This is a genomic window from Natrinema salaciae, from assembly GCF_900110865.1.
Lineage (GTDB): Archaea > Halobacteriota > Halobacteria > Halobacteriales > Natrialbaceae > Natrinema > Natrinema salaciae.
Map to the genome: position 1 here is coordinate 352,673 of NZ_FOFD01000002.1, position 25,287 is coordinate 377,959.

Annotated in this window: 22 protein-coding genes; 10 read left to right on the forward strand and 12 right to left on the reverse strand. The window is 65.3% G+C overall.

Annotated features, from left to right (window positions below; genetic code table 11):
- Nucleotides 1-63: 63 nt before the first annotated feature.
- On the forward strand, nucleotides 64-1,422 hold the full coding sequence (locus BMX07_RS07055) for a sodium-dependent transporter (protein WP_090615934.1): 1,359 nt from the start codon (nucleotides 64-66) through the stop codon (nucleotides 1,420-1,422).
- Between the two features lie 192 nt (nucleotides 1,423-1,614).
- Here BMX07_RS07055 and BMX07_RS07060 read toward each other — a convergent pair whose 3' ends face one another.
- The 9 genes from BMX07_RS07060 to BMX07_RS07095 all read right to left on the reverse strand — a co-directional run bounded on the left by BMX07_RS07060 (nucleotide 1,615) and on the right by BMX07_RS07095 (nucleotide 12,967).
- Nucleotides 1,615-2,349: an SDR family oxidoreductase gene (locus BMX07_RS07060; protein WP_090615937.1), complete on the reverse strand. Its 735-nt coding sequence runs from the start codon at nucleotides 2,347-2,349 to the stop codon at nucleotides 1,615-1,617.
- A gap of 71 nt (nucleotides 2,350-2,420) precedes the next feature.
- Nucleotides 2,421-2,867, reverse strand: a complete 447-nt coding sequence (locus BMX07_RS07065) for a response regulator (RefSeq protein ID WP_090615941.1) — start codon at nucleotides 2,865-2,867, stop codon at nucleotides 2,421-2,423.
- 297 nt (nucleotides 2,868-3,164) lie between these two features.
- Nucleotides 3,165-3,332, reverse strand: a complete 168-nt coding sequence (locus BMX07_RS24295) for a hypothetical protein (protein WP_175480075.1) — start codon at nucleotides 3,330-3,332, stop codon at nucleotides 3,165-3,167.
- 352 nt (nucleotides 3,333-3,684) lie between these two features.
- Complete coding sequence (locus BMX07_RS07070; RefSeq protein ID WP_090615945.1) at nucleotides 3,685-4,074, reverse strand: secondary thiamine-phosphate synthase enzyme YjbQ; 390 nt, start codon at nucleotides 4,072-4,074, stop codon at nucleotides 3,685-3,687.
- 58 nt (nucleotides 4,075-4,132) lie between these two features.
- Nucleotides 4,133-5,173 carry a HEAT repeat domain-containing protein gene (locus BMX07_RS07075; RefSeq protein WP_090615952.1) on the reverse strand — a complete coding sequence of 347 codons (1,041 nt, stop codon included), beginning with the start codon at nucleotides 5,171-5,173 and terminating at the stop codon, nucleotides 4,133-4,135.
- A gap of 104 nt (nucleotides 5,174-5,277) precedes the next feature.
- The gene (locus BMX07_RS07080; protein WP_090615956.1) at nucleotides 5,278-7,302 is read right to left on the reverse strand and encodes a SpoVR family protein; all 2,025 of its coding nucleotides are present in this window, start codon (nucleotides 7,300-7,302) and stop codon (nucleotides 5,278-5,280) included.
- Nucleotides 7,289-8,617 (reverse strand): YeaH/YhbH family protein, encoded by a 1,329-nt coding sequence (locus BMX07_RS07085; RefSeq protein ID WP_090615961.1) that lies wholly within the window; start codon nucleotides 8,615-8,617, stop codon nucleotides 7,289-7,291. Before BMX07_RS07085 ends, BMX07_RS07080 begins: the two co-directional genes overlap by 14 nt.
- A complete protein-coding gene (locus tag BMX07_RS07090) occupies nucleotides 8,608-10,893 on the reverse strand; it encodes a PrkA family serine protein kinase (protein ID WP_090615964.1) in 2,286 nt (761 codons plus the stop codon). Before BMX07_RS07090 ends, BMX07_RS07085 begins: the two co-directional genes overlap by 10 nt.
- A gap of 1 nt (nucleotide 10,894) precedes the next feature.
- Nucleotides 10,895-12,967 carry a PrkA family serine protein kinase gene (locus tag BMX07_RS07095; RefSeq protein WP_090615968.1) on the reverse strand — a complete coding sequence of 691 codons (2,073 nt, stop codon included), beginning with the start codon at nucleotides 12,965-12,967 and terminating at the stop codon, nucleotides 10,895-10,897.
- Nucleotides 12,968-13,568: 601 nt separating this feature from the next.
- On the opposite strand from BMX07_RS07095, the gene BMX07_RS07105 reads away from it, so the two are divergent.
- A complete protein-coding gene (locus BMX07_RS07105) occupies nucleotides 13,569-14,000 on the forward strand; it encodes a DUF5820 family protein (protein ID WP_090615972.1) in 432 nt (143 codons plus the stop codon).
- A 100-nt stretch (nucleotides 14,001-14,100) separates the two neighbouring features.
- Nucleotides 14,101-14,547 carry a UPF0179 family protein gene (locus BMX07_RS07110; RefSeq protein WP_090615977.1) on the forward strand — a complete coding sequence of 149 codons (447 nt, stop codon included), beginning with the start codon at nucleotides 14,101-14,103 and terminating at the stop codon, nucleotides 14,545-14,547.
- A gap of 127 nt (nucleotides 14,548-14,674) precedes the next feature.
- On the opposite strand, the gene BMX07_RS07115 is transcribed toward BMX07_RS07110, so the two are convergent.
- Complete coding sequence (locus BMX07_RS07115; protein WP_090615980.1) at nucleotides 14,675-15,025, reverse strand: winged helix-turn-helix transcriptional regulator; 351 nt, start codon at nucleotides 15,023-15,025, stop codon at nucleotides 14,675-14,677.
- Nucleotides 15,026-15,124: 99 nt separating this feature from the next.
- Between BMX07_RS07115 and BMX07_RS07120 the strand changes: the two genes are divergently transcribed.
- Entirely contained in the window at nucleotides 15,125-15,751 is a 627-nt protein-coding gene (locus tag BMX07_RS07120) for a flavin reductase family protein (RefSeq protein WP_090615984.1), read from the forward strand.
- Between the two features lie 78 nt (nucleotides 15,752-15,829).
- On the opposite strand, the gene BMX07_RS24300 is transcribed toward BMX07_RS07120, so the two are convergent.
- On the reverse strand, nucleotides 15,830-16,000 hold the full coding sequence (locus BMX07_RS24300) for a hypothetical protein (protein ID WP_175480076.1): 171 nt from the start codon (nucleotides 15,998-16,000) through the stop codon (nucleotides 15,830-15,832).
- A 571-nt stretch (nucleotides 16,001-16,571) separates the two neighbouring features.
- Here BMX07_RS24300 and BMX07_RS07125 point away from each other — a divergent pair.
- Entirely contained in the window at nucleotides 16,572-17,150 is a 579-nt protein-coding gene (locus BMX07_RS07125; protein ID WP_090615988.1) for a cupredoxin domain-containing protein, read from the forward strand.
- 420 nt (nucleotides 17,151-17,570) lie between these two features.
- Here BMX07_RS07125 and BMX07_RS07130 read toward each other — a convergent pair whose 3' ends face one another.
- The gene (locus BMX07_RS07130) at nucleotides 17,571-17,981 is read right to left on the reverse strand and encodes an SRPBCC family protein (RefSeq protein ID WP_090615991.1); all 411 of its coding nucleotides are present in this window, start codon (nucleotides 17,979-17,981) and stop codon (nucleotides 17,571-17,573) included.
- Between the two features lie 154 nt (nucleotides 17,982-18,135).
- Here BMX07_RS07130 and BMX07_RS07135 point away from each other — a divergent pair, with 154 nt between their 5' ends.
- The 5 genes from BMX07_RS07135 (at nucleotide 18,136) to BMX07_RS07155 (ending at nucleotide 25,275) form a co-directional block, all read left to right on the forward strand.
- Nucleotides 18,136-19,053, forward strand: coding sequence for an ABC transporter ATP-binding protein (locus BMX07_RS07135; protein WP_090615995.1), 918 nt, complete (start codon nucleotides 18,136-18,138; stop codon nucleotides 19,051-19,053).
- On the forward strand, nucleotides 19,050-20,918 hold the full coding sequence (locus tag BMX07_RS07140) for an ABC transporter permease (RefSeq protein WP_090615998.1): 1,869 nt from the start codon (nucleotides 19,050-19,052) through the stop codon (nucleotides 20,916-20,918). Before BMX07_RS07135 ends, BMX07_RS07140 begins: the two co-directional genes overlap by 4 nt.
- Nucleotides 20,908-22,056, forward strand: a complete 1,149-nt coding sequence (locus tag BMX07_RS07145; protein WP_090616001.1) for an ABC transporter permease — start codon at nucleotides 20,908-20,910, stop codon at nucleotides 22,054-22,056. Before BMX07_RS07140 ends, BMX07_RS07145 begins: the two co-directional genes overlap by 11 nt.
- An 89-nt stretch (nucleotides 22,057-22,145) precedes the next feature.
- Complete coding sequence (locus tag BMX07_RS07150) at nucleotides 22,146-24,011, forward strand: formate/nitrite transporter family protein (protein ID WP_090616006.1); 1,866 nt, start codon at nucleotides 22,146-22,148, stop codon at nucleotides 24,009-24,011.
- A gap of 289 nt (nucleotides 24,012-24,300) precedes the next feature.
- Nucleotides 24,301-25,275, forward strand: a complete 975-nt coding sequence (locus tag BMX07_RS07155; protein WP_090616010.1) for an aldo/keto reductase — start codon at nucleotides 24,301-24,303, stop codon at nucleotides 25,273-25,275.
- Nucleotides 25,276-25,287: the final 12 nt, after the last annotated feature.

Here is a 25,287-nt window from a genome sequence, read left to right on the forward strand (position 1 = left end):
AAAAAATAATGAATACAATGCTCAAATGTAAGGTTTTAGGTGCACGGGACTGTCCTCTCGGACATGGCACAACGCGAGTCATGGGCGACACGAACAGGCTTCATCCTCGCCGCAGTCGGAAGCGCAGTGGGATTAGGAAACATCTGGCGGTTCCCGTTTCAGGTTGGACAGGAAGGTGGTGCAGGGTTCGTACTCATTTACCTCCTGTTTATCGCGTTAATCGGGTTCCCCGTGATGCTTGCAGAATTCGTCATCGGTCGCCGAACCGAACTCAATCCGGTCGGTGCGGTGAAACAGCTTGCAGCAGGACGATTCCGATATGCCGGATGGCTCTTCTTCACAACCGGTTTCCTCATTCTTTCGTACTATAGCGTCGTCGCAGGATGGACGTTCCGATACGTACTCCTGGGACTGCAGAACGACTACGTTGCTGATGTCGCGGGTGCCGAGCAGCAGTTCCTCTCCGTGGCGAGCGGACTAGATGCGGTACTCTTCCATGCCCTGTTCATGCTGGCGATAATCGTTATTGTCGGTTTTGGTATCCGGCGTGGAATCGAACTCGCAGTGAAAGTGATGGTTCCTGCAATTATCGTTATTATGATTGGAATGGCGATCTATGCCTTCACCCTCGAGGGATCGGGTGAGGCGTACGCGTACTACCTTTCCCCTGATTTCGGCTACATCGGTTCAGAGTGGCAAAATATACTTCCTGCAGCTGCTGGGCAGGCGTTCTTTACTCTTTCACTGGGAATGGGTGTGATGATCACCTATGCCTCATATCTCGGTGAAGACCGAAACCTCGCCGAAGACGGCCTGATTATCGTCGGGTTTGACACTTTCATTGCGTTACTCGCCGGTCTCGTCGTCTTCCCGATCTTCTTCAGCGCGGGAGTGAACCCCGGTTCCCCCGGTGCCGGTGCGGTTTTCGTGACACTCGCCGCTGCGTTCGGGGAAATCTCGTTCGGTGGACTCATCGGCGCGATCTTCTTTTTCACTGTCGCCATCGCCGCTCTCTCGAGCGCAATCAGTATTCTCGAGGTGGTCGTTTCCTACCTGATCGACGAGCACGGAATGGACCGACTGTCGGCGACCACGATCATCAGCGTCGTTATTTTCCTCGTCGGACTTCCAACGACGTATGATATCGTCGTTCTCGACCTCTACGACAAACTGGTCAACGATATTTTGCTCGTGTCCGGCGGCTTCCTGATCGCACTCTTCGTCGGGTGGGAAATCTCCGACTTTGCAATCGACGAACTCGAACAGGGTATTGGCGACCTGGGATCGTGGGGTATCGCCTGGCTGTGGTTGCTTCGCATTCCAGCGGTCATCGGTCTGTTAGTAGTCGTCCTGCTGGGTATCAGCGGCTATTACGACTTCCTCACGGGAGACTTTGCGGGGTGGCTCGAACAGACCGTCTAGATCGGAATTTCTGATTTATGCGGATCTGACCGAATATAGGTAGAGAGTGATATATGAGCGTATCAGCCAGTGAGATAATAACCCGGATTTTAATTAATTTCTCCATGTGATTTCGCCAAGCGTTATCTCTAGTTCTCCACCATAAGGTTGTTCTTAAAAACCGAGTATTTGTTAACTCAAGAATAGATTGATTCAGGCTTCGCCGTATACCGGCACGGCAGCGCCGCTCGTCACCGTCGCCCCGTCGCTACAGAGGAAGGCCATCACGTCCGCGATCTCGCTCGGGTCGACCCACTCGTCGTGATCGGCGTCGGGCATCATCTCCCGGTTCATCGGCGTATCGATCACGCTCGGCATCACGCAGTTTGCCCGCACCGTTCCTCGGTTCTCCTCGGCGAGCGTCTCCGTCAGTAGCCGGATGCCGGCCTTCGTAATCCGATAGGGGCCGTCCCCCTCGCCACCCTCGAGCGAGGATCGGGCGCTGATACTGACGATCGATCCCTCGCTCTCTTGCAGGTGGGGCAGGGCGTGTTTGGACGCGAGGAAGGCCGTCTTCAGGTTGACGTCCACGAGCATCTCGAACTCCTCGAGCGCCGTCTCCTCGACGTGATCGCCGCCGCGCCACGTCCCGGCGATGTTCAGCAGGTGATCGATCCGGTCGTGGTCCGCGGCGATGGACTCCAGCAGCCCCGCGACGTCGTCCTCGTCGGTCAGGTCCCCCTCGTAGAACGCGAGAGCGGACTCCTCGCCGGGATCGCGCTCGAGCAGGCTGTCGTCGTCGGCCGGCGCGACGACGTCGACGGCACAGACGGTCGCGCCCGCCTCGAGGAAGCGATCGACGGCGGCGCTGCCGAGCGCGCCGCTTGCGCCCGTAATCACCGCGACGGTACCGCTGAAGTCGACGTCGAACGCAGTCGTCACTGCCATACCAGACGGTGTGCGGGCTGGTCGCATCAAAGGTGGGGGCCGTTTCCGACCGGGTGAGTCCGACGAGGAGTCTACGACCGATTGGTCGGCAGGGCGGCCCGCCTGAACCAGAAGTCCGCGACCGCTTCGACCATCTCGGCGTACTCGTCCGGATCGGTTGGTTTCGTAAGATACGCGTTCGCCGCGAGGTCGTAGCTCTCGTGGACGTCCGCGACGGTCGCCGATCGCGTCAGGACGAGCACCGGAAGCCGGGCGAGAGAATGCTCGTCCGTGAGCGTCTCGAGCAACTCGAACCCGTTCATCCCCGGGAGTTCCAGGTCCAGCAAGACGAGGTCGGGGATCGCCGGCGGCTCGTCGCCGCGGTCGGTGAGGATCGTCAACGCCTCGTCACCGTCGGTAGCGAGGCGAAGCGACGTTTCGACAGCTACCTTGTCGAACGACTCGCGAATGAGCCGAGCGTCCGAGTCGTCGTTCTCGACGAGGAGTACGTCGACCGGCTCGTCGCGTCGGCCACTCATCGGGGGATCACGACCGACCAATCGGTGTCTGTCTCATCCAATCGAGTAATCGACTCTATCTAGCCAGGGTGTTCGCTTAAACGTCGTTGCTAAGTGCTTTGGAACTCGCGCGATATCGTGTCGTCACCACGGCGACTACAGTGAGCGGCCGAGCGACGACTCGGAGGACCGTCGCGTCTTCCGGTGGCCGACCGAGCGGTCGCAGATCCGAGCGACAGCGAGAAAAGTACGTACTCGAGTCCGGGTCGCAAGCCGACAGGTCACCGGGGGCCGCTGGAGTCCGAGGCTGGATACGGCCTAGTGCTCACGCTTGAGCAACCCGGGCGTTACCGAACAACCACACGGGCTGGCGGTGCCCGTGTGGGGGCCGACGGCAGTGACGACGGCGACCGGTTCGCCGCAGTTCGGACAGGCCGGGCGCGGCGGCGTCTCGTCGTCCTCGCTGGCCTCGAGATCGCTACGCATCGCGACCAGACTCCGGTGGCCGTTTCGAAGGTGAGATCGGTTGCGTCGTGCGATTCCTCCGCCGTGCGGGACGTTTATGTCCCGGTAGAATGTACGGAATCATGCTTCCTTGCTCCCGGTTCGGGGATTTGGAAGCCGAGTCTCGGGTGACCCAATCACCCGGGGTGTTCGCGTACACCACCGCTCAGAGACGCGGCCTCCACCCTAATTGCCGAACTATCCCAACTTATATCTATTGATTACTGTATAGAATTTACCTGGACGGCAGCGCACGAGCGGACGCGGGCCCACGCCGAACGTCCGAATGGAGTCGCCGCTGTCCGAACGAGGGACCTGCGTTCCAGAACCGACCCTAGTCCCCGACGGTCGTCACGGACACCGTCCGCGTTCGCGGCCCGTCACACTCGACGAGCAGCGCCGACTGCCACGTCCCCAGCGCCAACTCACCGTCCGCGACCGGGATCGTCACGTCGGGGCCGACCAGCGCAGCCCGCAGATGCGAGTCCGCGTTGCGGTCTAGCTGGTCGTGCGCGTGGCCCTCGTCGGGAACCAGATCCCGCAGGAACGACTCGAGGTCGCCGCGAAGCCGCGGCTCGTTCTCCTGGACGACGAGGCCCGCGGTCGTGTGTTCGACGAAGGCCGTACAGGTCCCCGACTCGAGGTCCTCGGGGACGGCCGCAGCGATGCGATCGGTCACGTCGACGGTCGTCAGCCGCGACTCGGTCTCGACGGTGAACGCCATAGCCGGTCCCACGGCCGCGAGAATAGAGTTCGTTCCGGTCCCACCGCGGACCGCAGGACTACTGCCTCGCCGAGAGCCGCTCGGCGGCCCACGACGCGCGATCGCGAACGTTCGGCGCGGGGTCCTCGTACGCGAGGGTCGCGAGTCGGGGCGCGGCCGCAGCGACGCGTCCGTTCCCGAGCGCGATGCAGGCGTTCGCCCGAACGCGTGGCTGATCGTCCGCGAGCAACTCGAGTAACTGGTCGCGAACCGGCTCGACCGCGGCGTCGGTCTCGGTGGCGACGCGAGCGACCGTGATCGCGGCGACGGCCCGCGTGTCCGGATCGGGAGACGAGAGCGCCGGCCCGAGGTCGGCACAGATCGGCTCGACTGCGGCGGGATCGCGGCGGGCCACGTCGTCGAGACAACCGATCGCGTCGCGGCGCAGGGAGCTGTCGTCGTGATCGACGAGCGCGGCGACGTGTGTCACGAACCCGAGAGCGGGAAGCGACGCGTCGGAGCGGGCGAGCCGACCGAGCGCCCGGAGCGTCGGTCGTCCGTTCTCGACCGGATCGGCCGCCAGCGCGCCCGTGAGTACGTCTACCGCGGGTTCGACCGCCGTCGGCTCCGCCCTCGAGACGTGTGCCAGTACTCGGAGCCCCCGGCGATCGTACCCGGACCGTCGCTCGAGCACGTCGGCGATCGCCGGGACGTGATCGGCGACGACGGTCGGCCGTTCGTCGGCGACGGCGGCGAGACAGCGAAGGAGTTCCTGCGTTACCGGCTCGTCGGCGCGTTCGACGGCAACGTCGACTATCGTCGCGGTCGACGGTGCAACGTCGGTCGGTGCCTCGGCCGCCAGATCGGCGAGACAGGCGGCGACCGCCACTCGGAAGTCGATGTCCGGCCGCTCGAGCAGCGCTCGGAGCTTCGGCACCGTCGGGACGTACGCCGCCGTCCGTCCCTGCTCGTCGATCGCGGTTCGGATCCGGCGGACCGCGGCTCGTTGCTCCGTCGATGCAGCGTCGTCGAGTTGTGCGAGGACTGACGGCACGTCGATTCCGGCGGCCCCCTGACCCCGAGGCTCGACGGCCGCATCCCCTTCCCCATCCCCATCCATCGTGTCTCCTGCATGTGTGATAGTCAACAAAAGCGTTCTGGCCGAATGGGGCGTGTTACGCGCGCTTCCCGACAATTTCAACGGAATCGGGTTCCGGATCTATCTCACGCCAGCCACTCGTCGGGCTTGGTGTCGTAATCGATGTCGTCGGCCGCGAGGTGTTCGACCTCCTCCCACGGCACGTCCTCGATTGACACCGTTTCGCCGTCGTACCGGATCAGCTTCCCCTGCTCTTCGGGTTCGGGTTCGCGGTTGCGGCGCTTGGCGACCTCGATGTCGTGTTCGTCGACCTCCTTGACGATCGTCAGCAGGTTCACCGGCCGCCCCCACAGTTCGAAGATCCGCTTGAGCGTCTCCTTGGCCTGCCCGAGATCGAGCATGACGCCGTTGTACTGGTGCGCCAGCAGCAGTTCGTTCGCGTTGTTGTAGTTGCCGTCGTAGACCGCGATCGTCGGCTTCCCGAAGTTGGTGAACTGCAACAGCAGCTTCTTCTTGACGTCCTCGGCCGCGTCGCTGGCGACGTGGAACTGCCCCGTCGCCTGCGAGTGCTCGTAGGTGAAGTAGTTGTTCTCGGTGATGAACTCCTGGGTCAGGAACTCGTCCAGGAACGTCACGTCGTTGTGGCTCTCCCTGATGTCGAACATCCGGTCCCAGCCGACGGTGAAGTCCACGTCCTCGAGCGCCTCCTCGACGGACGAGTAACGGGCGTCGTCGAACAGGTACCGGCCGATCCGTTCGAGTTCGTTCTGGTTGACGCGCGCGAGGAACCCGCGGTTCTGGCGCTTGACCAGCGAGTAGTGTCGACGCGCCAGTCCCTCGTAGGTCAGCACCTTCCAGGGGTACGTCTCGACGTCGATCTCGCCCGCACGCGCTCGCTCGAGCGCCTCGCGGTCGACCCATTCGTCCGGGACCTCCTCGAGCGAATCGAGGGTTTCCGGAGTGATCGTTTCGATCGCGTCCGGCGGCTCGAGCGTCTCGAGGACGCCCTCGAAGTCGACGACGTCGGTGAGGTTCCGCCAGGAAACGCCCTCGACGCGCAGGAGGTGCTCGAGGACCTCCCGGCGGTTCGTAGTGTTCTCGACGTACTCCCACAGCTCCATGCCGAGGCTGTAGGGATTGAGGCCACCCGACGCCAGTACCTTCGCCATGTGGTCGGCGTAGTTGAGGAACTCGTCGTCGCCGGCGAAGACCTCGTCGGTCATCATCGTCGACTCCCAGTAGGCGGCCCAGCCCTCGTTCATCACCTTGGTCATCTTCTGCGCGGCGAAGTAGTAGGCCTCCGCGCGCATCATGTCGAGGATGTCGCGTTGCCACTCCGCCATCTCGACCGCGCGCTCGGCCTCGTCGTCGTACTGCTTGCCGTGTTCGCGGACGAACGCCAGCACGTCCTTCTGGGGCTCCTCGGGGAAGCTCGCGGTGATCTCCTCACCCTCGAGTTTCTCGACCCACTCCTCGTTGAAGACCTCGCCTTTGATTTCGTCGGAGAGATCGAGTTCGTCGAGCTTCTCGGCCAGGTCCTCGTCGATCTCCTCGCCAGCCGGGCCGTCGACGTCGAGCCGGCGGCTGAACACCTGATGCTGGTCGATGTTGTCCTCGAGCGAGAGGCAGTGGTCGATCCACTTCTCGACCTCGGCGCGGTCGATGTCGGGGTCGGACATGTACTCGTCGATGGCCCGCGCGTGGCGCTCGAGCATGGCGGCGGCGTTGACCTGCTCCTCGTCGGCGCGCCCGCTGGTGAACATGCCGAACCAGTCGTTGTTCGCGAAGAAGTCGGAGTGGGCCTCGACGTGGGTGATGACCGCCTTCTGGTCGGCCACCGTGTTCGACTCCTGCAGGAACGCGTGCGCGGGATTGTCGTTGTTGACGATCTCGAAGGCTTTCCCGCCGCCGTACTGTCCCTGCTTTTGTTGCTTGTCGTACTGCATCCCCCACCGCCAGTGGGGGTACCGCGACTGGAACCCGCCGTAGGCGATGAGTTCGTTCATCTCGTCGTAGTCGATGATCCAGTACTTCACCGGGTAGGGCTCGAGGCCGAGCTTCGTCGCGAGGTTCCGGGCTTCCGCGACCGGTTCCTCGAGATCGCTGGCGATGGCCTGTTTGCGGAATCTGTCGGCGTTACTCACTGTCATCACTCTCCGTCGAGAGAATATCGTAGATCGCGTCGGTCACGTCGCTCTCGTTGTTGACGTACGCCACCGCGACGTCGTCGGCGTCGGTCCCGAAGTGGCGCTCGAGTTCCTCGGCGTGGGTGGCGTTGATCGCGTTGCCGCTCGGCTGGGTCTCCACGTAGGCGTGGAGGTTCGCCGGGATCTGCTCCATCATCGGAATCACGCGCTCTTCGGTGTCGTTCGAGGAGTTCTCGGAGTCGCCCGCCGCGAAGACGTAGCGGTTCCAGTCACTCCACGGGTACTCCTCTAGCAGTTCGTTGGCGAGTTCGTACGCGCTCGAGATCTTCGTCCCCCCGCCGCTGCGGATGCCGAAGAACTCGTCGCGCTCGACCTCCCAGGCGTCGGCGTCGTGGGCGATGTAGACGAACTCGGCGTTGTCGTACTTGCCCTGGAGATACCAGTCCAGCGGGGTAAAGGTCCGCTCGACCAGCTCGCGCTTCTTCTCGCGCATCGAGCCGGAGACGTCGCGGATGTTGACCACGACGACGTTCTTCTCTTTCTCCTCGATGATCTCGGGGTGGCGGTAGCGCTCGTCCTCGCGGCGGAAGGGGACGTGCTGGATCCCCTCGCGGCGGATCTTCTGCTGGACGCTCTCGCGCTCGACGTTGTCTTCGACGTCCCGAATCGAGTCCCACGTACCGCGTTCCTCGTCGGGGATGTCCTTGTAGGCCTCTTCGATCCAGGCCATCGACACCGGCAGGTTCTCGCCGCGGGCCCACTCGAAGACGTCGCGGGGCTCGATCCCCTCGACCTTGCAGAGTTCGCGGAGGAACTCCTCGTCGAAGTCCATCGCGAGCTTGCGCTTGAGCCCCTCCTTGAACATCCGCTCGAAGTCGAGCGTGCTGTTCGGCCCGGTCCGGGTGAGGTCCGTGAACGGCCCCTCCTTTTCCTCGACAACTTTCTTGCCCTTCGGATCGAGGTCGAGCCCGAGTTCCTCGTCGAGCTCCTCCGCGAACTCCTCGGGGTCCATCTCGTAGTACTCGTGGTCGCCGCCCTCCTCGCCGGGTTCGCCGTCCTCGCCGTCGTCGTCGCCCGGCTGTGGCTGCGGTTGCCCGACCGGCTGGCCGGTGTCGGGCGTGCCGTCCTCACCCTGTCCGACGCCGCCCTGGTCGCGCTGGTCGTACTCGAATTCCGGCAGCGAGACGATCTTGACCGGAATCTTGATCTCGCCCGGCCGGCTCTGGCCGAGGTCGCCGTACTGGATGAAGTCGGCGAGGTCCTCGCGGCGCTGCTCACCCACCTCGCGGAATCGCTCGAGGTCGTCTCTCAGTCCCATCGGTAGCTCACCTGTCCCATGACGTGTCTGCTCGTTAGCTCGGCCGAGGCGTCGGAGTAGCCGAAGAGATCGACCATCGTCTCGATGGTGTCCGCCTTGACTTCGGCCGTCTCGGTCCCGCTCGGCGGGTCGCTCCACTGCCGCGGGTCGAAGTCCTCGAAGGTCCGCTCGACGTCGTCCCAGTCGTGGCTCTCGAGGACGGTTTTGATCACCGGGATCGCCGTGAGGTCGACGTCCTCGACGGAGAAGTCCTCGTTGCGGTGTTCCCAGGCGTGGCGGTTCAGCGACGTGATGACCTTCTCGCGTCGGAAGTTCCGGACGCTCTCGCGGGGGAGGTTCCCCTCGTACTCGGCCTCGGAGAAGCGCCCGAGGTGCTCGACCTCGAACAGCTTCATCTTCAGTGGGTCGGGCTCGACGCGCTCGCCGCGGTCGTTGTACAGCGGCTCTTCGGTCTCCCAGGCGTAGACGTGTTCGACGTACTCGGCGACGGTCTCCTCGTCGACGCGCTTGTCGTGCATGATCGCCTCGATGACGTCGCTCTCCTGTTGATCGTAGATGTAGTTCTTCACGGGGACGACGCGGTTCTCGAACTCGGAGCGTTCGCCCGTCGAGAAGACCGGCGCGTCGATCAGCCCCTCGACCATGGCGTTCAACACGTCGCGGGGCATGACGATATCCTCGACCGACAGCTCGGCGTGGTGGCGGTCCCGATCGGTCTGGAGCAGTTCCGCGAGCGTGTCCCGGGTGTACGTGACCGGAATCCCGTGCTCGCCGTCGTTGCCGTCGTCGTCGAAGTCGAACTCCTCTTTCTCCCGGCGGCTATCGCCTTCCTGCAGATAGCCCTGATCGTAGATCAGCGCCTTGTCGACGAGGTCGAGCCCGTTCGGGAGATCCTCCTCGTCTAACCGGGTGACGACCGCGTACAGCGCGGCCGCCTCGATCGCGTGCGGGGCGAACTCCTGAACCCGCGTCTCCCCGTCGCGGTCTTTGATCGTCACCGTCACCGGCGCGCGGATCCGATCGGCGAGTTCGTCGTAGCTGTCGGCCTCCCAGACGTTCGTCTCGTTCGTCAACTCGCGCCGGATCAGCTCCGTCTCGAGGCTGAGGTTCGTCAGATAGCCGAAGCGGTGCTTGTCGAGGCGGCGCTTGAGCGCCTTCAGCGGGTCCATCCCGTTGCGGTCCGAGTGCTGGTTGAGCTGGGCCTCGAGGTCGGGGTTCGAGATGATCAGCATCTGCGTGTCGACGTCCATCCCGATCCCCTTGTCGAGCTTCACCGACTGCTCGTCGGGGACGTTCAGCAGCTTCTGGAGCAGGTCGGCGTGCTGGGCCGCGTCCTCGACGACGGTGAGGACGCCGTTGCCCTGCGAGAGGACGCCGTCGTAGCTGAACGCCTGCGGGTTCTTCCGGCCTCGCGAGTCTAGCTCCTGGAGCATGCCGTGCATCCACGAGCCGACGAGCCGTTCCTTGGGTCGGCCGTCGTCCTCCGAGTGGAGGACGCCGACGCCCTGTCCCGTGTCGACGACGTAGTTCTTCACGCGGAGGTGGCTCTCGTCCGTGATCGCCGAGAACAGCTCGTCTTCGCCCTCCCGACGGTAGCGCTCCTCGAGGAAGTCGTACGCCTCGCGGGAGAACGGATCGAGTTCGGCGTCGACCTGGACCGGAACGTGATCGTCGAGCTCCTCGTTGAGCCGCTCGAGCAGCCCCGCTCGGACTTTCTCGGGGAACACCGACAGCGGATGGGCCTGGACGGGGCTCTCGTACCAGTTCTGGTCGTCGCCCGCGGTGGCGTCACCGCCGTAGCTCAGGCCGCGATCGCTGGCATCGGCGGTGGTGATGTTCCACTCGACCGTGTACCGGCGGCCCTCGGGCGTCTTCGAGTACTCGCGCAGCCCGTTGACCAGACAGCGCTTGAGCTCCGACTTTCCGGTCGCGGTCGGGCCCTCGAACCAGATGATCTTCTCGTCTTTCGCCCGGCCGGCGGCGATCGATCGCAGGTCGTCGACGAACCCGTTCAACACCTCGGTGTTGCCGAGGATGGCGTGCTCGCCGTCGTTGTGCGGGTCGTCGAAGAAGCGGTAGCGCTCTTTCTCCTCGCCCTCTTCGACCACGGTGCGGGTGCCGGCGGCCTCGATCGCCTCGAGCAGGTACTTCGAGGCGTGGGAGGCGATCGTCGGATTCTCGAAGATCCGATCGACGTACGCCGCGAGGCTCATCGGTTCCTCGTACGTCTCCTCGAGGGCGCGGTCGGCCTCGGTGACGTAGTCGTGTCCGGTCATGTTAATCGTCCATCTCTGCTTTGGCGACCTCCGCGCCGGCGAACTCGAGCACCTCCTTGGCCCCCTCCTCGGAGTACCCCTGTTCGATCAGTGCGTCGATCCACGCGGAGCGTTCGTCGTCGTCGAACTCGTTGGCCGACACCAGCGCGGAGAAGTTGATGTTGTGCTTCTTGTCCTCCCAGAGCTTGCGCTCCAGCGCGCGGCGCAGGCGCTCGTTGTCCTGCGGGTTGAACGCTTCGCCCTCGCGAGCGCGCCGGGAGACCCAGTTCGAGACCTCCTGGCGGAAGTCCTCCTTGCGGTCCTCGGGGATGTCGAGTTTCTCCTCGACCGACCGGAGGAACGTCTCGTCGGGTTCCTGCTCGCGGCCCGTGAGCTCGTCCTCGATGGTGTCGTCGTCGATGTACGCCATCACGTGGTCCATGTACTTCTCGCCCTGTCGCTGGATCTCGTCGATGTCGTAGGCCAGCGCGTGGCGGACGTCCTCGATCGCGCGTTCCTTGTACTCCTCGCGGACCGTCTCGAGGTAGCGGTAGTACTTCTCGAAGTTGTCTTCCGGGATCGAGCCGTGGTGCTCGAGGTTCTCCTCGAAGAAGTTGAACACCGTCAGCGGGGAGAGGAACCCGCGCTGGCGGTGCTTGGAGTCCATGATCGCTTCGGCGATCTCGTCGCCGATGAAGCGGGGCGAGACGCCGACCATCCCTTCCCCGATCTCGGCCTTCTCGGCGGCCTCTTCACGAAGCTTCTTGGTGTCGATGTCGTCGCCCTCGTCGATCTCGCCGTTGTAGGCCTTGGCCTTCGAGAGCAGCCCGACGGTCTCGGTGTCGGGCTCTTCGATCCGCGTGAGGACGCCGAACAGGCCCGCCATCTCGAGGGTGTGTGGCTCGACGTTGATGTCGGGGACGTCGGCGTTGTTCAGCATCTTCTCGTAGATCTGGGCCTCGTCCTCGTAGGAGAGGACGTAGGGGAAGTCGATCCGCTTGGTGCGGTCGTTGAACGCCTCCATCTTCTCGTCGCCCTTCTTGTCCTTGTACTCGGGCATGTTGGTGCGACCCACGATCACCTGGTCGATGTCGATCCGCGGGTTGTTCTTGGGCTTGATCGTCTGCTCCTGGGTCGCGTGGAGGAAGTCGTAGAGGAACTCCCGCTGGAGCTTGAGCAGCTCCTCGCCGGAGAAGATGCCGCGGTTCGCGTTACAGAACGCTCCCGAGTAGTCGAACGCCCGCGGGTCGGACTCGCCGTAGATGGCGATCTTGGAGTAGTTGACGTCGCCGGTGAGTTCGGTCTCGTCCTGGTTCTTCTTGTCCTTCGGCTCGAAGGTCTCCAGTCCCTGTCGCTTGTTCTCGTCGGCGACGAACCGGACGATCTCGACGTGGTTCTCCAGGACCTGCTGGAGGTCGTCGTCGTAGTAGGCCAGCAGCCTGTCCATGTAGAACTCGCTTTCGGGGTCCAGCGCCTGCTCGTTCTGGATGGTGTACGGCGCGTCGAGGTTCTCGTTTAGGTCGTCGATGACCCGCTGACGCTGCTCGAGGGGGAGCAAGACGAGCGGGTCCTGGTTCATCGGGGAGCGGACGGTGTCGTCGGCCGGGTCCTGGTCCTGGATGACGTCACAGAGGTTCGTCCAACGGAAGGTGTACATCCGGCCCTCGTCGCGCAGCGTGTAGTCCTCGAAGTACCTGCGGACCTGCTTGTCGAAGTGGGACTTCCCGGAGCCGACCGGGCCGAGGAGGAGCTTGATCCGGCGTTCGGGGCCGAGTCGGCGGGCACCGGATTTCACCTTGTTCACGAACTCGTGGATCGACTGGTGGATCACCTTCCCGTAGAAGGTGTTCTCGCCGTCACCCAGCGGGTCCTCGCTCGCGAGCTGGTACTCGACCATCCCCTCGGTCTCGTCGTAGGTGGTGCCGTAGTAGTCGAACATGTCCGCAACGCGCTGGTGGGCGTTGCGGGCCACCTTCGGGTCCTCGTACACCTCCTCCAAGTACCAGTCGAAGGACTTGGTCTCCCGCAGGTCCGCGGGCATCGATTCCTTGTAATCCGTACTGAGCTGCTCGAGTGTTTCGATGTCACCGGTCATGGTATCATTGCCAGTTGGGTGGGTCCCCCGTCCGCAGTGCAGTTGTCCGTGATCGTACGGACCGGTTGTGCTGACGTCGTTCGACCAGCCGCACCGTCTCGTGGTCGAACCGTCGGAATCCGTCGCCTCGTGTCACCCGACGTGAACGCGTCGGACCCCTCGAGCGGGCTCTCGAGGAGCGCGATCCTGTCGCGGGCGGCGTCGATCTGCCGTGTCATGTGTCATCTATCGCCACTCGCCGTTGCGCGATGCCTCGTCAGGGCTCGGGCAACGGTGCGCCGGGGACGGGCGCGGAGTGGATCGGTCCGGCAAACGGATACCGATAGTATTTAATGAGTGAGTAATCCAGGTACTTAGCCTTAGCCCCAAAAGATATTTATCGGGACGCTATTCCGGGCGAATATTGCCAATATCGGCCGCTGGTCCTCGATATCACACCCCACATTCGGCGGGCGACGACATAAGTCACCGGCCTGCAGTGTCCACGTCAACTCGCGCGCGCCGCCGGGAAGCCGACGCGAACGGGTCGCCCGACCGAATCGGTCCGTCGTCCGGCCGCCGTGACGACGAGGATTTAGGGGCGGCGGTCCTAACCGCGGTCATGTCGGACCCGGACGCGGACGGTGAGCTGGACCGATCGCGGCTGCCGGACGGGTGGACCGTCTGGAGCCAGGGGGCGGACGGACGGCTCGTCCTCGCGTACCGACCGGACGTCTTCAATGCGGACGACTTCCCCGCGGCCTGCCTGCCGACGCTGTATCTCACCCACGGCAAGCGCACCCGTCGTCCGGGCATCAACCCGGCCGACACCGCCGACGCCGAGGACTGGTTCGTCACGCTCTATCTCGAGCCGGACGTCTCGCTGAACGAGACGCTGCGGTTCCCGACGCGGACCGCGGCGCTCGAGCGAACCGTCGAGCTCGCGCGGACGTTCGACGACGGCGAGATCGATTACCGCGGGCTGTATCAGGTTCCCCGGGAGACGTACTTCGAGCGGCTCGACGAGCTCACCGGCGCGGACGGCGGCGAGTGACCGCGGCCGGGAGATCGAGTCCCGTCGCGAAACGGGACGCGAGTTTCGGTTCCGTCCGGCGGACGTGAGCCTTAACCGCGAGTGGCGACTACCGAATCCTATGTCGACCGTTACGCTCATCGGCTCCCGGCTGGCCGAGCCGGGAACCGAGTTCGTCTACGAGGGTGAAGCCGACGGCTGCGCCGGCTGTCCGTACCGCAGTCAGTGTCTCAATCTCTCTCCCGACACGAAGTACCGCGTCACGTCCATCCGCGAGAACGCACAGACCCTCGAGTGTGCCATGCACGACGGCGGGGTTCGCGCCGTGGAAGTCGAGCCCGCTCCCGCGCGCGCGAACATCACGTCGAAGGGTGCGTTCGCCGGCAGCAAGACGAGCCTCCCGGGTCCCTGCCCCTACGTCGAGTGCCCGAGCCACGAGTACTGCGAACCCGACGGCATCGCGTTCGGCGAGGAGTACCGAATCTCGGACATCATCGGCGAGCCGCCCCACGAGGTCTGTCACCTCGACCGCTCGCTCGAACTGGTCGAACTCGAGACCGACGACTGAGCGGTCGGTAATCGGGCAGCCGCTGGCAGGTCAGTTGGAATCGGACGCCGCCCCGAGGGCGGCGGTCCGGGCCGCAGGCGAACGAAAATCAGCTCGCGACCGGTTCGACTCCGTCTTCTCGCGCCCGTCAGGCCTCGAGTTCGGCGTCGTCGAGCCAGGACCCCGCCCAGCACTCGATCTCGCTGAAGACCGGCTCCAGGGACTCGCCTTTGGCTGTCAGACTGTAGTAGGTGGCGACGGGGGCGTCTTCCTCGATGCGGCGCTCGACGAACCCCGTCTCACCGAGGTCGTCGAGGACCCGCGAGAGGGTTCGGGCGTTCGCGCCGGTCGACCGCTTGAGTTCGTTGAACCGCTGTTCGCCGTTCAGCAGTTCGTGGAGCACCGCGAGCCGCCACTGGGAGCCGATCTGCTCGAGGGAGGCGATGACCGGACAGGCGTCGTCGTGTTGCTCGCTGGGTCTCGTCTGGGGAGAGGACATCGGTGGTATCTACGGGGGATTTCGTCACGAACCGTTTTAGTAGTTCGGTTCCGAACCGGATAACATCGTGTTAGTAGCCCACTCCGCGGAGGGAGACCGATGACCGACGACGGGTCCACCAGTAGCGGGACCGACGCCCTCGAGATCGCCGCCGACGAACGCGAGGGGTCGCTCTACCGAATCCTCTCGAGCGCGGTCGTTCCGCGGCCGATCGCGTGGGTGAGCACCCGGAGCGCGGACGGCGTCGACAACCTCGCACCGTACAGTTTCTTCACCGTCGCGTCGGTCGAGCCGCCGGTGGTGCTGTTCGCGCCCGTCGACGGCGCGGACGGTCTCAAGGACACGCCGCGGAACGCCCGGGACACCGGCGAGTTCGTCGTCAACCTCGTCACCGAGGACCTCGCCGAGGCGATGAACGAAACCAGCGCCACGCTCCCCGCCGGCGAGAGCGAGTTCGATCACGCCGGCCTCGAACGAGCCGACTCGACCGCGGTCGACCCGCCGCGAGTCGCCGGCGCGACGGTCGCCTTCGAGTGTACCCTCCACGACCTCGTCGACGTCGGCGGCTCGACGCTCGTCCTCGGCGAGGTCCGCCACGTCCACCTCGCGGAGTCCGTGACGACCGACGGCGAGATCGACGTCGACGAGATCGACGCCGTCGGCCGACTCGCCGGGAGCACGTACGCCCGAACCGGGGATCGGTTCTCGCTCGAGCGCCCGCCGTAGATTCGGACGACCGACGGGACCAGTCGGGACGAGACGGGGCGTCGCACTCGAGTTCCGAACGCCGAGCGCGACCCCGGGCTACTCCTCGCGGCTGCGCTCGAGCAGGTCCGGCGGCACCGAACAGCCGCAGGGCTCGACGGTACCGGTGTGTGGCCCGGTCACGACGGCGAAACAGACCGGATCGCCGCAGTGCGGACAGTCGGGGAACGGGGACGCGGTGTCGTCGCTCGCCTCGCCGTCGCTAGCCATCGCGACCACCCGTCGCGGTCCGCCGCGATCCGGAATCGGGTCTCGTGACTCGTGGTGGCTGTCGATTCGACTGGCGTGCGGGATGTTTATATCCCGGTAGAATGTACGGAATCATGCTTGCAAAGCCGAGTGGCTTTGGAAGCAAAGTCTCGGGTGCCTGTACACCCGGGACGTTTCGGTACGCCCCCAACGGAGACTCGCTTCCGTTCTAATCATTGACTCGTTATGACTTATAACTATTGGAACCGGGGCGGAATAGAGGGGGTGGAGGCCGAGCGAACAGTCGGACGAAGCCGTCGTCTCGCGACGGCAGCGATCCGCGTAACAGCCCGGTATTCCCGGAAGTGCCCACAGCGCTGGTCCGGTGTTCGGGACGATCCGACACTGAACGGGACGGGGAGTACTCGTGCGTACTGAACGGCGGCGCGAAACCCGCCCGGGTACTGGCCACGCTCAGCGGGTTTCCGACTCGATCAGATTCGGTAGCCATGCATTTGACGGGTGCCTGATTATTCGTGTCGGTCCCCAAGTTAGCCCGATGACACAAGATGACCGCGTAACCCGACGCCGGATGCTCACACTGACAGGTGCCGCGACATCGACAGCGTTCGTCGCCGGTTGCGGCGGCGGTGGGAACGGCGGCAACGGCGGCAACGGTGGCAACGGCGGTACCGGCGGTGGCGGTATCGAGATCGAGCCCGACACACAGATCGAGTTCGACGGGCAGACGTCCGGCTGGCTCGGTATCGCGCCCGACGCGATCGCTGACGAGGAGAACCCGACGCTCATCCTCCAGGAGGGAGCAACTTACGAGATGGGCTGGACGACCGGCGACGGCGCCGAGCACAACATCGCGATCTACGACGAAAACGACGAGGTCGTCGACGATCTCGTGACCGAGCGGGTCACCGAACCCGAAGACCAGTGGCTCGAGTTCGAGGCCAGCAGCGAGATGGTCACCTACATCTGCGAGGTCCACCCGAACACGATGATCGCCGATATTCAGGTCGAAGGTGGCGGCGGTGGCGGCAACGAGACCGGCGGCAACGAAACCGGTAACGAGACTGGTGGTAACGAGACTGGCGGCAACGAAACTGGCAACGAGACCGGCAACGAAACTGGCAACGAAACCGGCAACGAAACCGGCTAACGACAGCTACTTCGACAGATCTCGGCCGTTGTCACGGCGAAGAGACAGACGACCGCTCTTTTTCCGCACCCCGTACTGGTCGGATCGAAATACGCACCACTCGGCAATACGGCCTCGATACCGGGGTCCTGTCGTCCGCTACGGGGTCGCCGATACCGTCGAGAGGGCCGGGGCAAGCGGTGATGACACGAGACGATGGTACCGGTTCTCCATCGTGCCCCGACAAAACCGGTACGCCGTCGCCATCTATAGCTCTGGCACTTACAAAGACATGGTCGGTCCCCAGTGTCGCCCGAAATCAGGTGGAGACGAACAGCTTGCCCGTTCCGTCGAAATGACGCTCGGACTGCGTCGTCTACCGCCTCCCCGACACCGACCTCGCACGAGCGGGACGTTCCGCACCCGCCTGTCCCGCGGTTTTCACGAGTGGGGCTCGAGCAGCGACTCGAGGTTCTCTAGCGATCGCAGACAGATCGGCACGTATCCGGCACCGCCGAGCGGCAGTTCGAAGGCGATCCGACACCGAGCCGCGCCGAGGTCGTCGACGCGGTGGCCGGCGGCGGGAATCCCCGTCACGCGCCAGGTCCACCGCCGCTCCGTGCACGCGGTGATCCGAAACGGGAGCCAGACGCCGGGGACGCGGATTCGGCCGGTCGTCCCGGTCCGGACCCGACGATCCGTCGCCTCCACGCCGGTCAGGAGCGGCGACCACGTCGGCCACCGAGTCGTGTCGACGAGGGCGTCCCAAGCGTCGGTCGCGGGGACCTGCAGGACGTGCGAGACTTCGAGGCGGCGGCCGTCCGGCGTTCGCGCGGTCCGGACTCGAGTCATGGTCGGTGGTACGCGGTCCTCGGCAATGGGGGTTTGGACGAGTACAGGTCCGACGACGGCGAGCGACGACGCGACGACCGATCGACCGGTCGCTCGCGGTGACTGTCGTGGCCGCTAAACTTTACTAAGGGGGCTCCTTCCGTCGGCCTAACGAATGGCGATACTCGAGGTAGACGACCTCCGGAAGGAGTACGGCGGATTCGCGGCGGTCGAGGGGAGCTCCTTCGAAATCGAGCGCGGTGAGGTCTTCGGCGTCGTCGGCCCCAACGGGGCGGGCAAGACGACGACGCTGAAGATGCTGGCCGGGCTGATCGAACCCTCCGCCGGCACCGCCGTCGTCGCCGGCCACACCCCCGGCCAGCGCGCGATGCAACGCCGACTCGGCTTCCTGCCGGAGGAGTCCCCACTCTACGAGGAGATGACCGCGGTCGACTACCTCGCGTTCTTCGCCGACCTCTACGACGTCCCGTCGGATGCCGCCCGCGAGCGGATCCACGACTCGCTGGACAGGCTCGACCTCGAGCACCGCGACCGGCGGATCGGCAACATGTCGAAAGGGATGCAGCGGAAGGTCGCGATCGCGCGGGCTCTGGTCAACGATCCCGACGTGCTGATATTCGACGAGCCGGCGTCGGGGCTGGACCCGCTGACGACCAACTACATCATCGAGTTCACCCGCGAGCTGAGCGACGAGGGAAAGACGATCGTCTTCAGCGCACACAACCTCTTCCACGTCGAGAGCATCTGCGACCGGATCGTCATCATGAACGACGGCCGGATCGTCGCCCGCGGCACGCTCGAGGAGATCCGGGACGCCCACGGCGGCACCGAGTACCACGTCTACGCGACGAGCGACGGCAGCGACGGCCTCGACGCGACCGCGGGATCGATCGAGGTCTCCCGCGAGAACGGCCAGGTCCGCCACGTCGTCCCCGACATGACCGCCGTCGACGCCGTCCGCGAGCGCGTCGAGGCCGACGGCGGCCGCGTGACCGACGTCCGGACGGAGACGCCGAGCCTCGAGGAGATCTTCCTCGAGGTCGCGAGCGAACCGGAGGCGACCGACGCGTGAGCGACGGCGGCCTTCGCGGGGTCATCGCGCGCACGGCCCGGATCGCCCGCTGGGAGGTCGTCCGGAGCGCCGGCACCGTCGATCGGAAGACGGTGCTGGCCCTCGCGGTGCTGGCCCTCGCGGTCGGGACTGCCGGCTTCTCCGTCGCCGACGAAGGGCTCGGCCTCGAGCGCGAAATCTACGTCGTCGGCGTCGACGAGGACAGTCAGTACCACGACGTGGCCGTCGCCAGCGAGCAGTTCCGGCCGGTGCCGCTCGAGCGCGTCGAGGCCGAGCGCGACGGCGAGGCGAACGCCGACGCCATCGCGGTTCGAGGCGACGCCGCCGTCGACGTGGTCGTGACGCGGGACGGGGGGATCGATCACGTCGGCGACAACGGCGCGGCAGCCTACGACGCGTTTCGAGACTCCGTCGAGGAGTACAACGCGGAGCTGATGGACGGGGAAGCCGATCGAGCGGCCGCGTACCCGGTGCTCGTCTCGATCGACTACCAGCAACGCGATTCCGCCGAGCCGGCCGACTCCGGGGCTGACGGCGGGGGCGGGACGGGGGGCGGAGACGGCTCCGACGGCGGAGGCGGAACGGACGAACGTGCCGACGGGAGCGACGGAACCGATTCGACGGCTGGCGGCGGCAGCGGCGGGAGCGGTACCGACGGCGGGAGCGAATCCCTGCAGGTCCCCGGCGTCGGTGACGGATCGACGGCGTCGACGGAGCCCGGAACGCCCGGTTCGATCGCTCCGCCGTTCCCCTTCCAGTCGCTCGTCCTCGCGTTCCTGTTCGTCGTGCCGATGAACTTCGTCATCCAGGCCTACGGGAGCACGATCATGGACGAGCGAGTCAAGCGACGCGGCGAACTCCTGTTGGTCTCGCCGGCCTCGAGCCGCGAAATCGTCGCGGGGAAGACGCTGCCGTACCTGCTCGGACTGGTGGTCGTCGTCGCGGTCATCGCGAGAGCGATCGACGGGGGTCCGGTCGCGGTCGCGGCGGCACTGCCGGTCGCACTCCTCTTTCTGGCGGCGACGTTCGTCGGCGCGATGCTCGCCCGCTCGTTCAAGGAGTTGACCTTCGTGACGGTCACGATCAGCGTCGGGCTGACGACGTACACGTTCGTTCCGGCGATCTTCACCGACGTCAATTCGATCGCGCTGATCTCGCCGCTGACGCTGGTCGTGATGGACTTGCAGGACGAGTCGGTTCGACTGGGGGAGTACCTGTTCTCGACCGGTCCGTTCTACCTGAGCGCGGCCGTCTGCTTCCTGCTGGGCGTCGGCGTCTACCGCGAGGAGGACATGTTCGCCCAGAAGCCGATCCCGGCGAAAGTGATCGACGCGGTCGCCAGTCGCGTTCGCGGTCGCCAAAGCATACCCCTGCTGTCGGCACTGTTCATCCCGTTCGTCTTCGTGAGCCAGCTTCTCGCCGTGGCCCTGTTGTTCGCGGTTCCGGAAGCGGTCGCGGTCCCGGTCATCGTGGTCGTCGCCGCCGCGGTCGAGGAGGTCGCGAAGAGCGTCCACGTCTACGCCGGCTTCGCCCGCTCGCGGTTCGACGCGACGCTGCGGACGGCCGCCGTCCTCGGCGCGCTCTCGGGTGCCGGCTTCTTCGTCGGCGAGAAACTCACCCACGTCGTCCAGTTCGTCGGCCTGCCCGACCTGTCGGTCGGCGTCGCCGCCTTCGGGCCGGCCGTCTCGAGCGACCCGTTCGTGCTCGCCGCGGTCTTCCTCGCGCCGCTGGTCTTGCACGTGGTGACGGCCGTCTGCTCGGCACTGGGTGCGAGCCGCGGGCGGAACGGCTACGCCCTCGGCTTCCTCGCCGCGACGCTGGTTCACGCGGCCTACAATCTGGGGGTGATCTTCCTTGTCGCGTGAGCGCGAGCGGGGGCCCGAGTCGAGCCGACGCGGGCCGAACCCGCCGACGAGACCCGACGGCGGTACCGACCTGGGATCGACCCGGGGTGCCCGCTGGGCGATCGCCCGCCGGGAGCTGCGCTCGCTGCGCTCCGAGAAGACGATCGTTCTGGCGCTGGCGATTCAGCTGTTCATCGCCGGGTTCTCGTCGTTCCTCGTCGTCGGGTTGGTCTCGCTGTACGATCCCGGTTCGGTCGACGGCTATCAGACGGACGTCGCCGTCACGGGGGACGACACCGAGACCCTCCTCGCGGTCGCGAACGAGCGAGACGGCGTCACCGCCCGATACTACAGCAACCGGGCGGACGCCTACGAGGCGTTCGAATACGGCCGCACCTCGGCCGTCCTCGACGCGAATCGGAACGACGACGGCCGACTCAGCGTCAGGGTCACCGCGCCCGAGGAGGGGTTGCGAACGACCCTGCTCGTCGTCCAGCTTCGGGACACCTTAGAGCACGTCGAGCGCGTCGAGCGCCAGCAGAACGCCGACGCCGGTCGACTCGAGCAGTCGCCCGTTCCCGTCCCGGATTCGATTCAGGCGAGCCCGTACGCGGGCTTTACGTACACGATCCTGCTACCGCTGCTGTGCTTCCTGCCGGTGTTCATCAGCGGCTCGATCGTCGTCGACTCGCTGATCGAGGAGCGACAGCGAGGCACCCTCGAGCTGCTCCGGGTCGCCCCGCTCTCGCTGGCGGACGTGATCGACGCGAAGCTCCTCGCGATCGCGACGCTGGCGCCGCTGCAGGCAGTCGCCTGGCTCCTCCTGCTGGCGGTCAACGGAACCGCGATCGCAGCGCCCGTGGCGCTGGTCGTGCTGGTGGCCGCGCTCTCCCTGCTCGTCGTCACCGTCGGCGTGGCGGTCGCGCTGTGGGCCCCTGATCGGCGGCAGGCCCAGTTGCTCTACTCGATGGCTACCGTCGGTGCGCTGGTCGTCGCGACGGGACTGCCCGAACACCCCGCCAACACCGTCGCGAAGTTCGCGATCGGTAACCCGACGACGACGACGTGGGGACTGCTCGGGGCGTACTGCCTGCTGGCGATCGCCGCGTTCATCGTGCTCGGGCGGGGTATCGGTCGTCTCGATCCCGACTCGCTGTAGCGATTCGGGCCCAGCGAGCCGTCGGGTGTCGACGCGGCCGCAATGGCAGATCCTAAACGCTTAGTCTCTCTACGAATGCGTGTCTGCTAATGAGTAATCCCGACCAGGAGCGGACGGACCACGATCCGCCCAACCAGGAACAACAGCGGGCTCGCGAGCCGCCCGAACAGGAACAGGTTCGAGAGGCGGTCGAACGGTCCAGAAGCGGTGCTCCGGCCGTGGGGGCGGTCGTCCGGGATCGCTTCTCCGCCGACGAGGTCTTTCAGCGGATCGTCGCCGCGGCGGACGAGGAGGTCACCTCGGGGAGCCGCGAGCTTTTCTTCAGCGGTATCGCCGCCGGATTCGCGATCTCGATCACGGTCCTGCTGTACGCCTCGCTGTACGGCTCGACCGACGGCCACCCGATACTGAGCGCCTTGCTCTATCCGCTCGGGTTCGTCTACATCATCATCGGCGGCTACCAGCTCTACACCGAGAACACGCTGCCGCCGGTCGCGCTCACCTTAGAGCGGATCGCCAGCCTTCCCGCCCTCCTGCGCCACTGGTCGATCGTGCTGGCCGGGAACTTCACCGGCGGCCTGATCGGCGCAGCGGTGCTCGCCTGGGGCGGCGTGTTTTCCCCCGAGGCGGCCGAGGCGGCGATGCATCTCGGGACCCACGGCCCGGAGACGCCGTGGTGGGACCTGTTCTTCAAGGCCGCCTTCGCCGGCCTGATCGTCGCCGGCGTCGTCTGGGTGGAGTACTCCGCCCGCGAGACGATCGCCAGGATCGTGATCGTCTACATGGCCTTCCTCGCGATCCCGATCGGGAATCTGTTCCACGTCGTCACCTCCTTCACCGAGATGGCCTACGTCGTCTTCCTCGGCCAACTCGATCCGCTCGTCGGCCTGACCCAGTTCGTCCTGCCGGTCCTACTCGGGAACACCATCGGAGGTATCCTCCTGGTGACCGTCGTCAACTACTTCCAGACGAGCGAGCGACGACTCGAGTCGGCCCGGTTCGAGGGGAACGAGCGCCAGCTCTCGATGCGGGAGTGGCTGTTCGGGGGCTACGCCGGCCGCTCGTACGTCCCCCTGATCGATACCGCCGAGTCGACCGCGGTCGACAACGGCGAGACCTACCGCGTGCTCGTCCCGATCTCGAACCCCCGAACCGAGTCGCGGATCGTGGATCTGGCCTGTACGCTGGCGAACAACCACGAGAACGCGGTGGTTCACGCCGTCCACATCGTCCAGGTACCCGAGCGCCGATCGATGCGGTACGGTTCCGGGCGCAACCAGCGGATCGTCTCCGAATCCGAGAAGCAGATGAAGGGGATTCGAGAGACGGTCTCCTCGTACGATATCGGCTGTGAGACCTCGACGGTCGTCTCTCACCGGTCGTTCGAAGACGTCTTCGACACCGCAGAGCGCGAACGAGCGGACCTCGTCGTCCTCGGCTGGGGAGACGATCTCCCGTGGGGAGCGGGCCGTGCCGAGGGGCGGATCAGCAAGCTGACCAGTAACCTCCCCAGTGACTTCCTCGTCCTCAAGGACAGAGAACTGGACACGTCACGCATCCTCCTCCCGACCGCGGGCGGTCCGGACTCGGACCTCAGCGCCGAAGTCGCCCGAACGCTCGAGCAGGCCGACGGGTCGTCCATCTCCCTCTTGCACGTCGTCGACGACGCCGAGGAACGCGCGGACGGCCGGGCGTTCCTCGCGAACTGGGCCGCCGAACACGGCCTCGAGAACGCGGACCTCACGATCGACGACTCGGGCGACGTCGAGGGGGCGATCTGTCGCGAAGCGGCCGATAACTCGCTCGTGATCATCGGCGCGACGGAGTCGGGACTGCTCTCGCGGCTCGTGAGCGATTCCCTCCACATGGACGTCGTCAACGAGGTCGACAGTTCGGTCCTGCTCGCCGAGCGACCCAGCAAACGAAACGTCGTCCGGCGGCTGTTGGGCCGCTAGACGGCTCTCTTCGCTCGACGTCCGCGATCGTCTCCGTCGGTGGTCGTCACGCGCGAAAAAAGCCGATACCCGATCGAAACCGGCCGTCCGGATCAGCTGCGATCGAACACGTTCTTGATTCGCGAGACGATACCGCCGTCCTCGTTGCGTTTCGCCTCTCGGTCGTCGTGTTCGTCCGCCATAGACAACCGGTCGTAGACGTTTTCGTCACTAAAAAATAACGCCGGGCGATAGTGATAGTGGTTGCCGTACCACGTACTGTTTTCTCTCCGGTTCTCCTACAACCGCTATGGAATACACGACCCTCGGTTCGACCGGCATGGCGGTCAGTCGCCTCTGTCTCGGCTGCATGAGCTTCGGCTCGAGCGACTGGCGCGAGTGGGTTCTCGAGGACGAGGAGAGCACGGAGATCATCGATCGGGCGCTCGACCTCGGGATCAACTTCTTCGACACGGCGAACATGTACTCGCGGGGCGAGTCCGAGCGCATCCTCGGCGAGGCGCTCGAGGGCCGCCGCGAGGAGACGGTGGTCGCGACGAAGGGCTTCTTCCGGATGCGCGACGACGATCCGAACTCGGGCGGGCTCTCCCGGAAGGCGATCGAACAGGAGCTGGCGGCCAGCCGCGACCGACTGGGAATGGAGACGATCGACCTCTACCAGCTCCACCGCTGGGATTACGACACGCCGATCGAGACGACCCTCCGGACGCTCGACGACGCCGTGCGACGGGGACACGTCCGCTACATCGGGGCCTCCTCGATGTGGGCCCACCAGTTCGCCGACGCGTTGCACACGAGCGACTCGCTGGGACTCGAACGGTTCGTCACGATGCAGAACCACTACAACCTCGTCTACCGCGAGGAAGAGCGGGAGATGCTGCCGCTGTGTGAGAACGAAGCCGTCGGCGTTCTCCCGTGGTCGCCGCTGGCTCGGGGCTACCTGACGCGCCCGCACGAGGAGATCGACGCGACCACCCGCGGCGAGACGGAGGAGCACCTGTACGACCACCCCTACCGCGAGGGCGGCGGCCAGGAGATCAACGAGCGCGTCGCCGATCTGGCCGACGACAAAAACGCGACGATGGCCCAGATCGCACTCTCGTGGCTGCTCCACCAGGAGTGGGTCGACGCGCCGATCGTCGGGACGACCAGCGTCGAACACCTAGAGCAGGCCGTCGAAGCCCTCGAGATCGAGCTCACCGATTCGGATCTCGAGCACCTCGAGGAGCCGTACGAGCCGGTGCCGGTGTCCGGACACCGCTGAAGCCGTTCGCTC

Bases quoted from the DNA above. Each gene is read 5' to 3' on its own strand.
- BMX07_RS07095 (WP_090615968.1), bottom strand. From the start codon at position 12,967: ATGACCGGTGACATCGAAACACTCGAGCAGCTCAGTACGGATTACAAG.
- BMX07_RS07155 (WP_090616010.1), top strand. From the start codon at position 24,301: ATGGAATACACGACCCTCGGTTCGACCGGCATGGCGGTCAGTCGCCTC.
- BMX07_RS07125 (WP_090615988.1), top strand. From the start codon at position 16,572: ATGCTCACACTGACAGGTGCCGCGACATCGACAGCGTTCGTCGCCGGT.
- BMX07_RS07080 (WP_090615956.1), bottom strand. From the start codon at position 7,302: ATGACAGTGAGTAACGCCGACAGATTCCGCAAACAGGCCATCGCCAGC.
- BMX07_RS07150 (WP_090616006.1), top strand. From the start codon at position 22,146: ATGAGTAATCCCGACCAGGAGCGGACGGACCACGATCCGCCCAACCAG.
- BMX07_RS07060 (WP_090615937.1), bottom strand. From the start codon at position 2,349: ATGGCAGTGACGACTGCGTTCGACGTCGACTTCAGCGGTACCGTCGCG.
- BMX07_RS07055 (WP_090615934.1), top strand. From the start codon at position 64: ATGGCACAACGCGAGTCATGGGCGACACGAACAGGCTTCATCCTCGCC.
- BMX07_RS07115 (WP_090615980.1), bottom strand. From the start codon at position 15,025: ATGTCCTCTCCCCAGACGAGACCCAGCGAGCAACACGACGACGCCTGT.
- BMX07_RS07085 (WP_090615961.1), bottom strand. From the start codon at position 8,617: ATGGGACTGAGAGACGACCTCGAGCGATTCCGCGAGGTGGGTGAGCAG.
- BMX07_RS07075 (WP_090615952.1), bottom strand. From the start codon at position 5,173: ATGGATGGGGATGGGGAAGGGGATGCGGCCGTCGAGCCTCGGGGTCAG.
- BMX07_RS07130 (WP_090615991.1), bottom strand. From the start codon at position 17,981: ATGACTCGAGTCCGGACCGCGCGAACGCCGGACGGCCGCCGCCTCGAA.
- BMX07_RS07065 (WP_090615941.1), bottom strand. From the start codon at position 2,867: ATGAGTGGCCGACGCGACGAGCCGGTCGACGTACTCCTCGTCGAGAAC.
- BMX07_RS07110 (WP_090615977.1), top strand. From the start codon at position 14,101: ATGTCGACCGTTACGCTCATCGGCTCCCGGCTGGCCGAGCCGGGAACC.
- BMX07_RS07135 (WP_090615995.1), top strand. From the start codon at position 18,136: ATGGCGATACTCGAGGTAGACGACCTCCGGAAGGAGTACGGCGGATTC.
- BMX07_RS24300 (WP_175480076.1), bottom strand. From the start codon at position 16,000: ATGGCTAGCGACGGCGAGGCGAGCGACGACACCGCGTCCCCGTTCCCC.
- BMX07_RS07090 (WP_090615964.1), bottom strand. From the start codon at position 10,893: ATGACCGGACACGACTACGTCACCGAGGCCGACCGCGCCCTCGAGGAG.
- BMX07_RS07120 (WP_090615984.1), top strand. From the start codon at position 15,125: ATGACCGACGACGGGTCCACCAGTAGCGGGACCGACGCCCTCGAGATC.
- BMX07_RS07070 (WP_090615945.1), bottom strand. From the start codon at position 4,074: ATGGCGTTCACCGTCGAGACCGAGTCGCGGCTGACGACCGTCGACGTG.
- BMX07_RS07105 (WP_090615972.1), top strand. From the start codon at position 13,569: ATGTCGGACCCGGACGCGGACGGTGAGCTGGACCGATCGCGGCTGCCG.
- BMX07_RS24295 (WP_175480075.1), bottom strand. From the start codon at position 3,332: ATGCGTAGCGATCTCGAGGCCAGCGAGGACGACGAGACGCCGCCGCGC.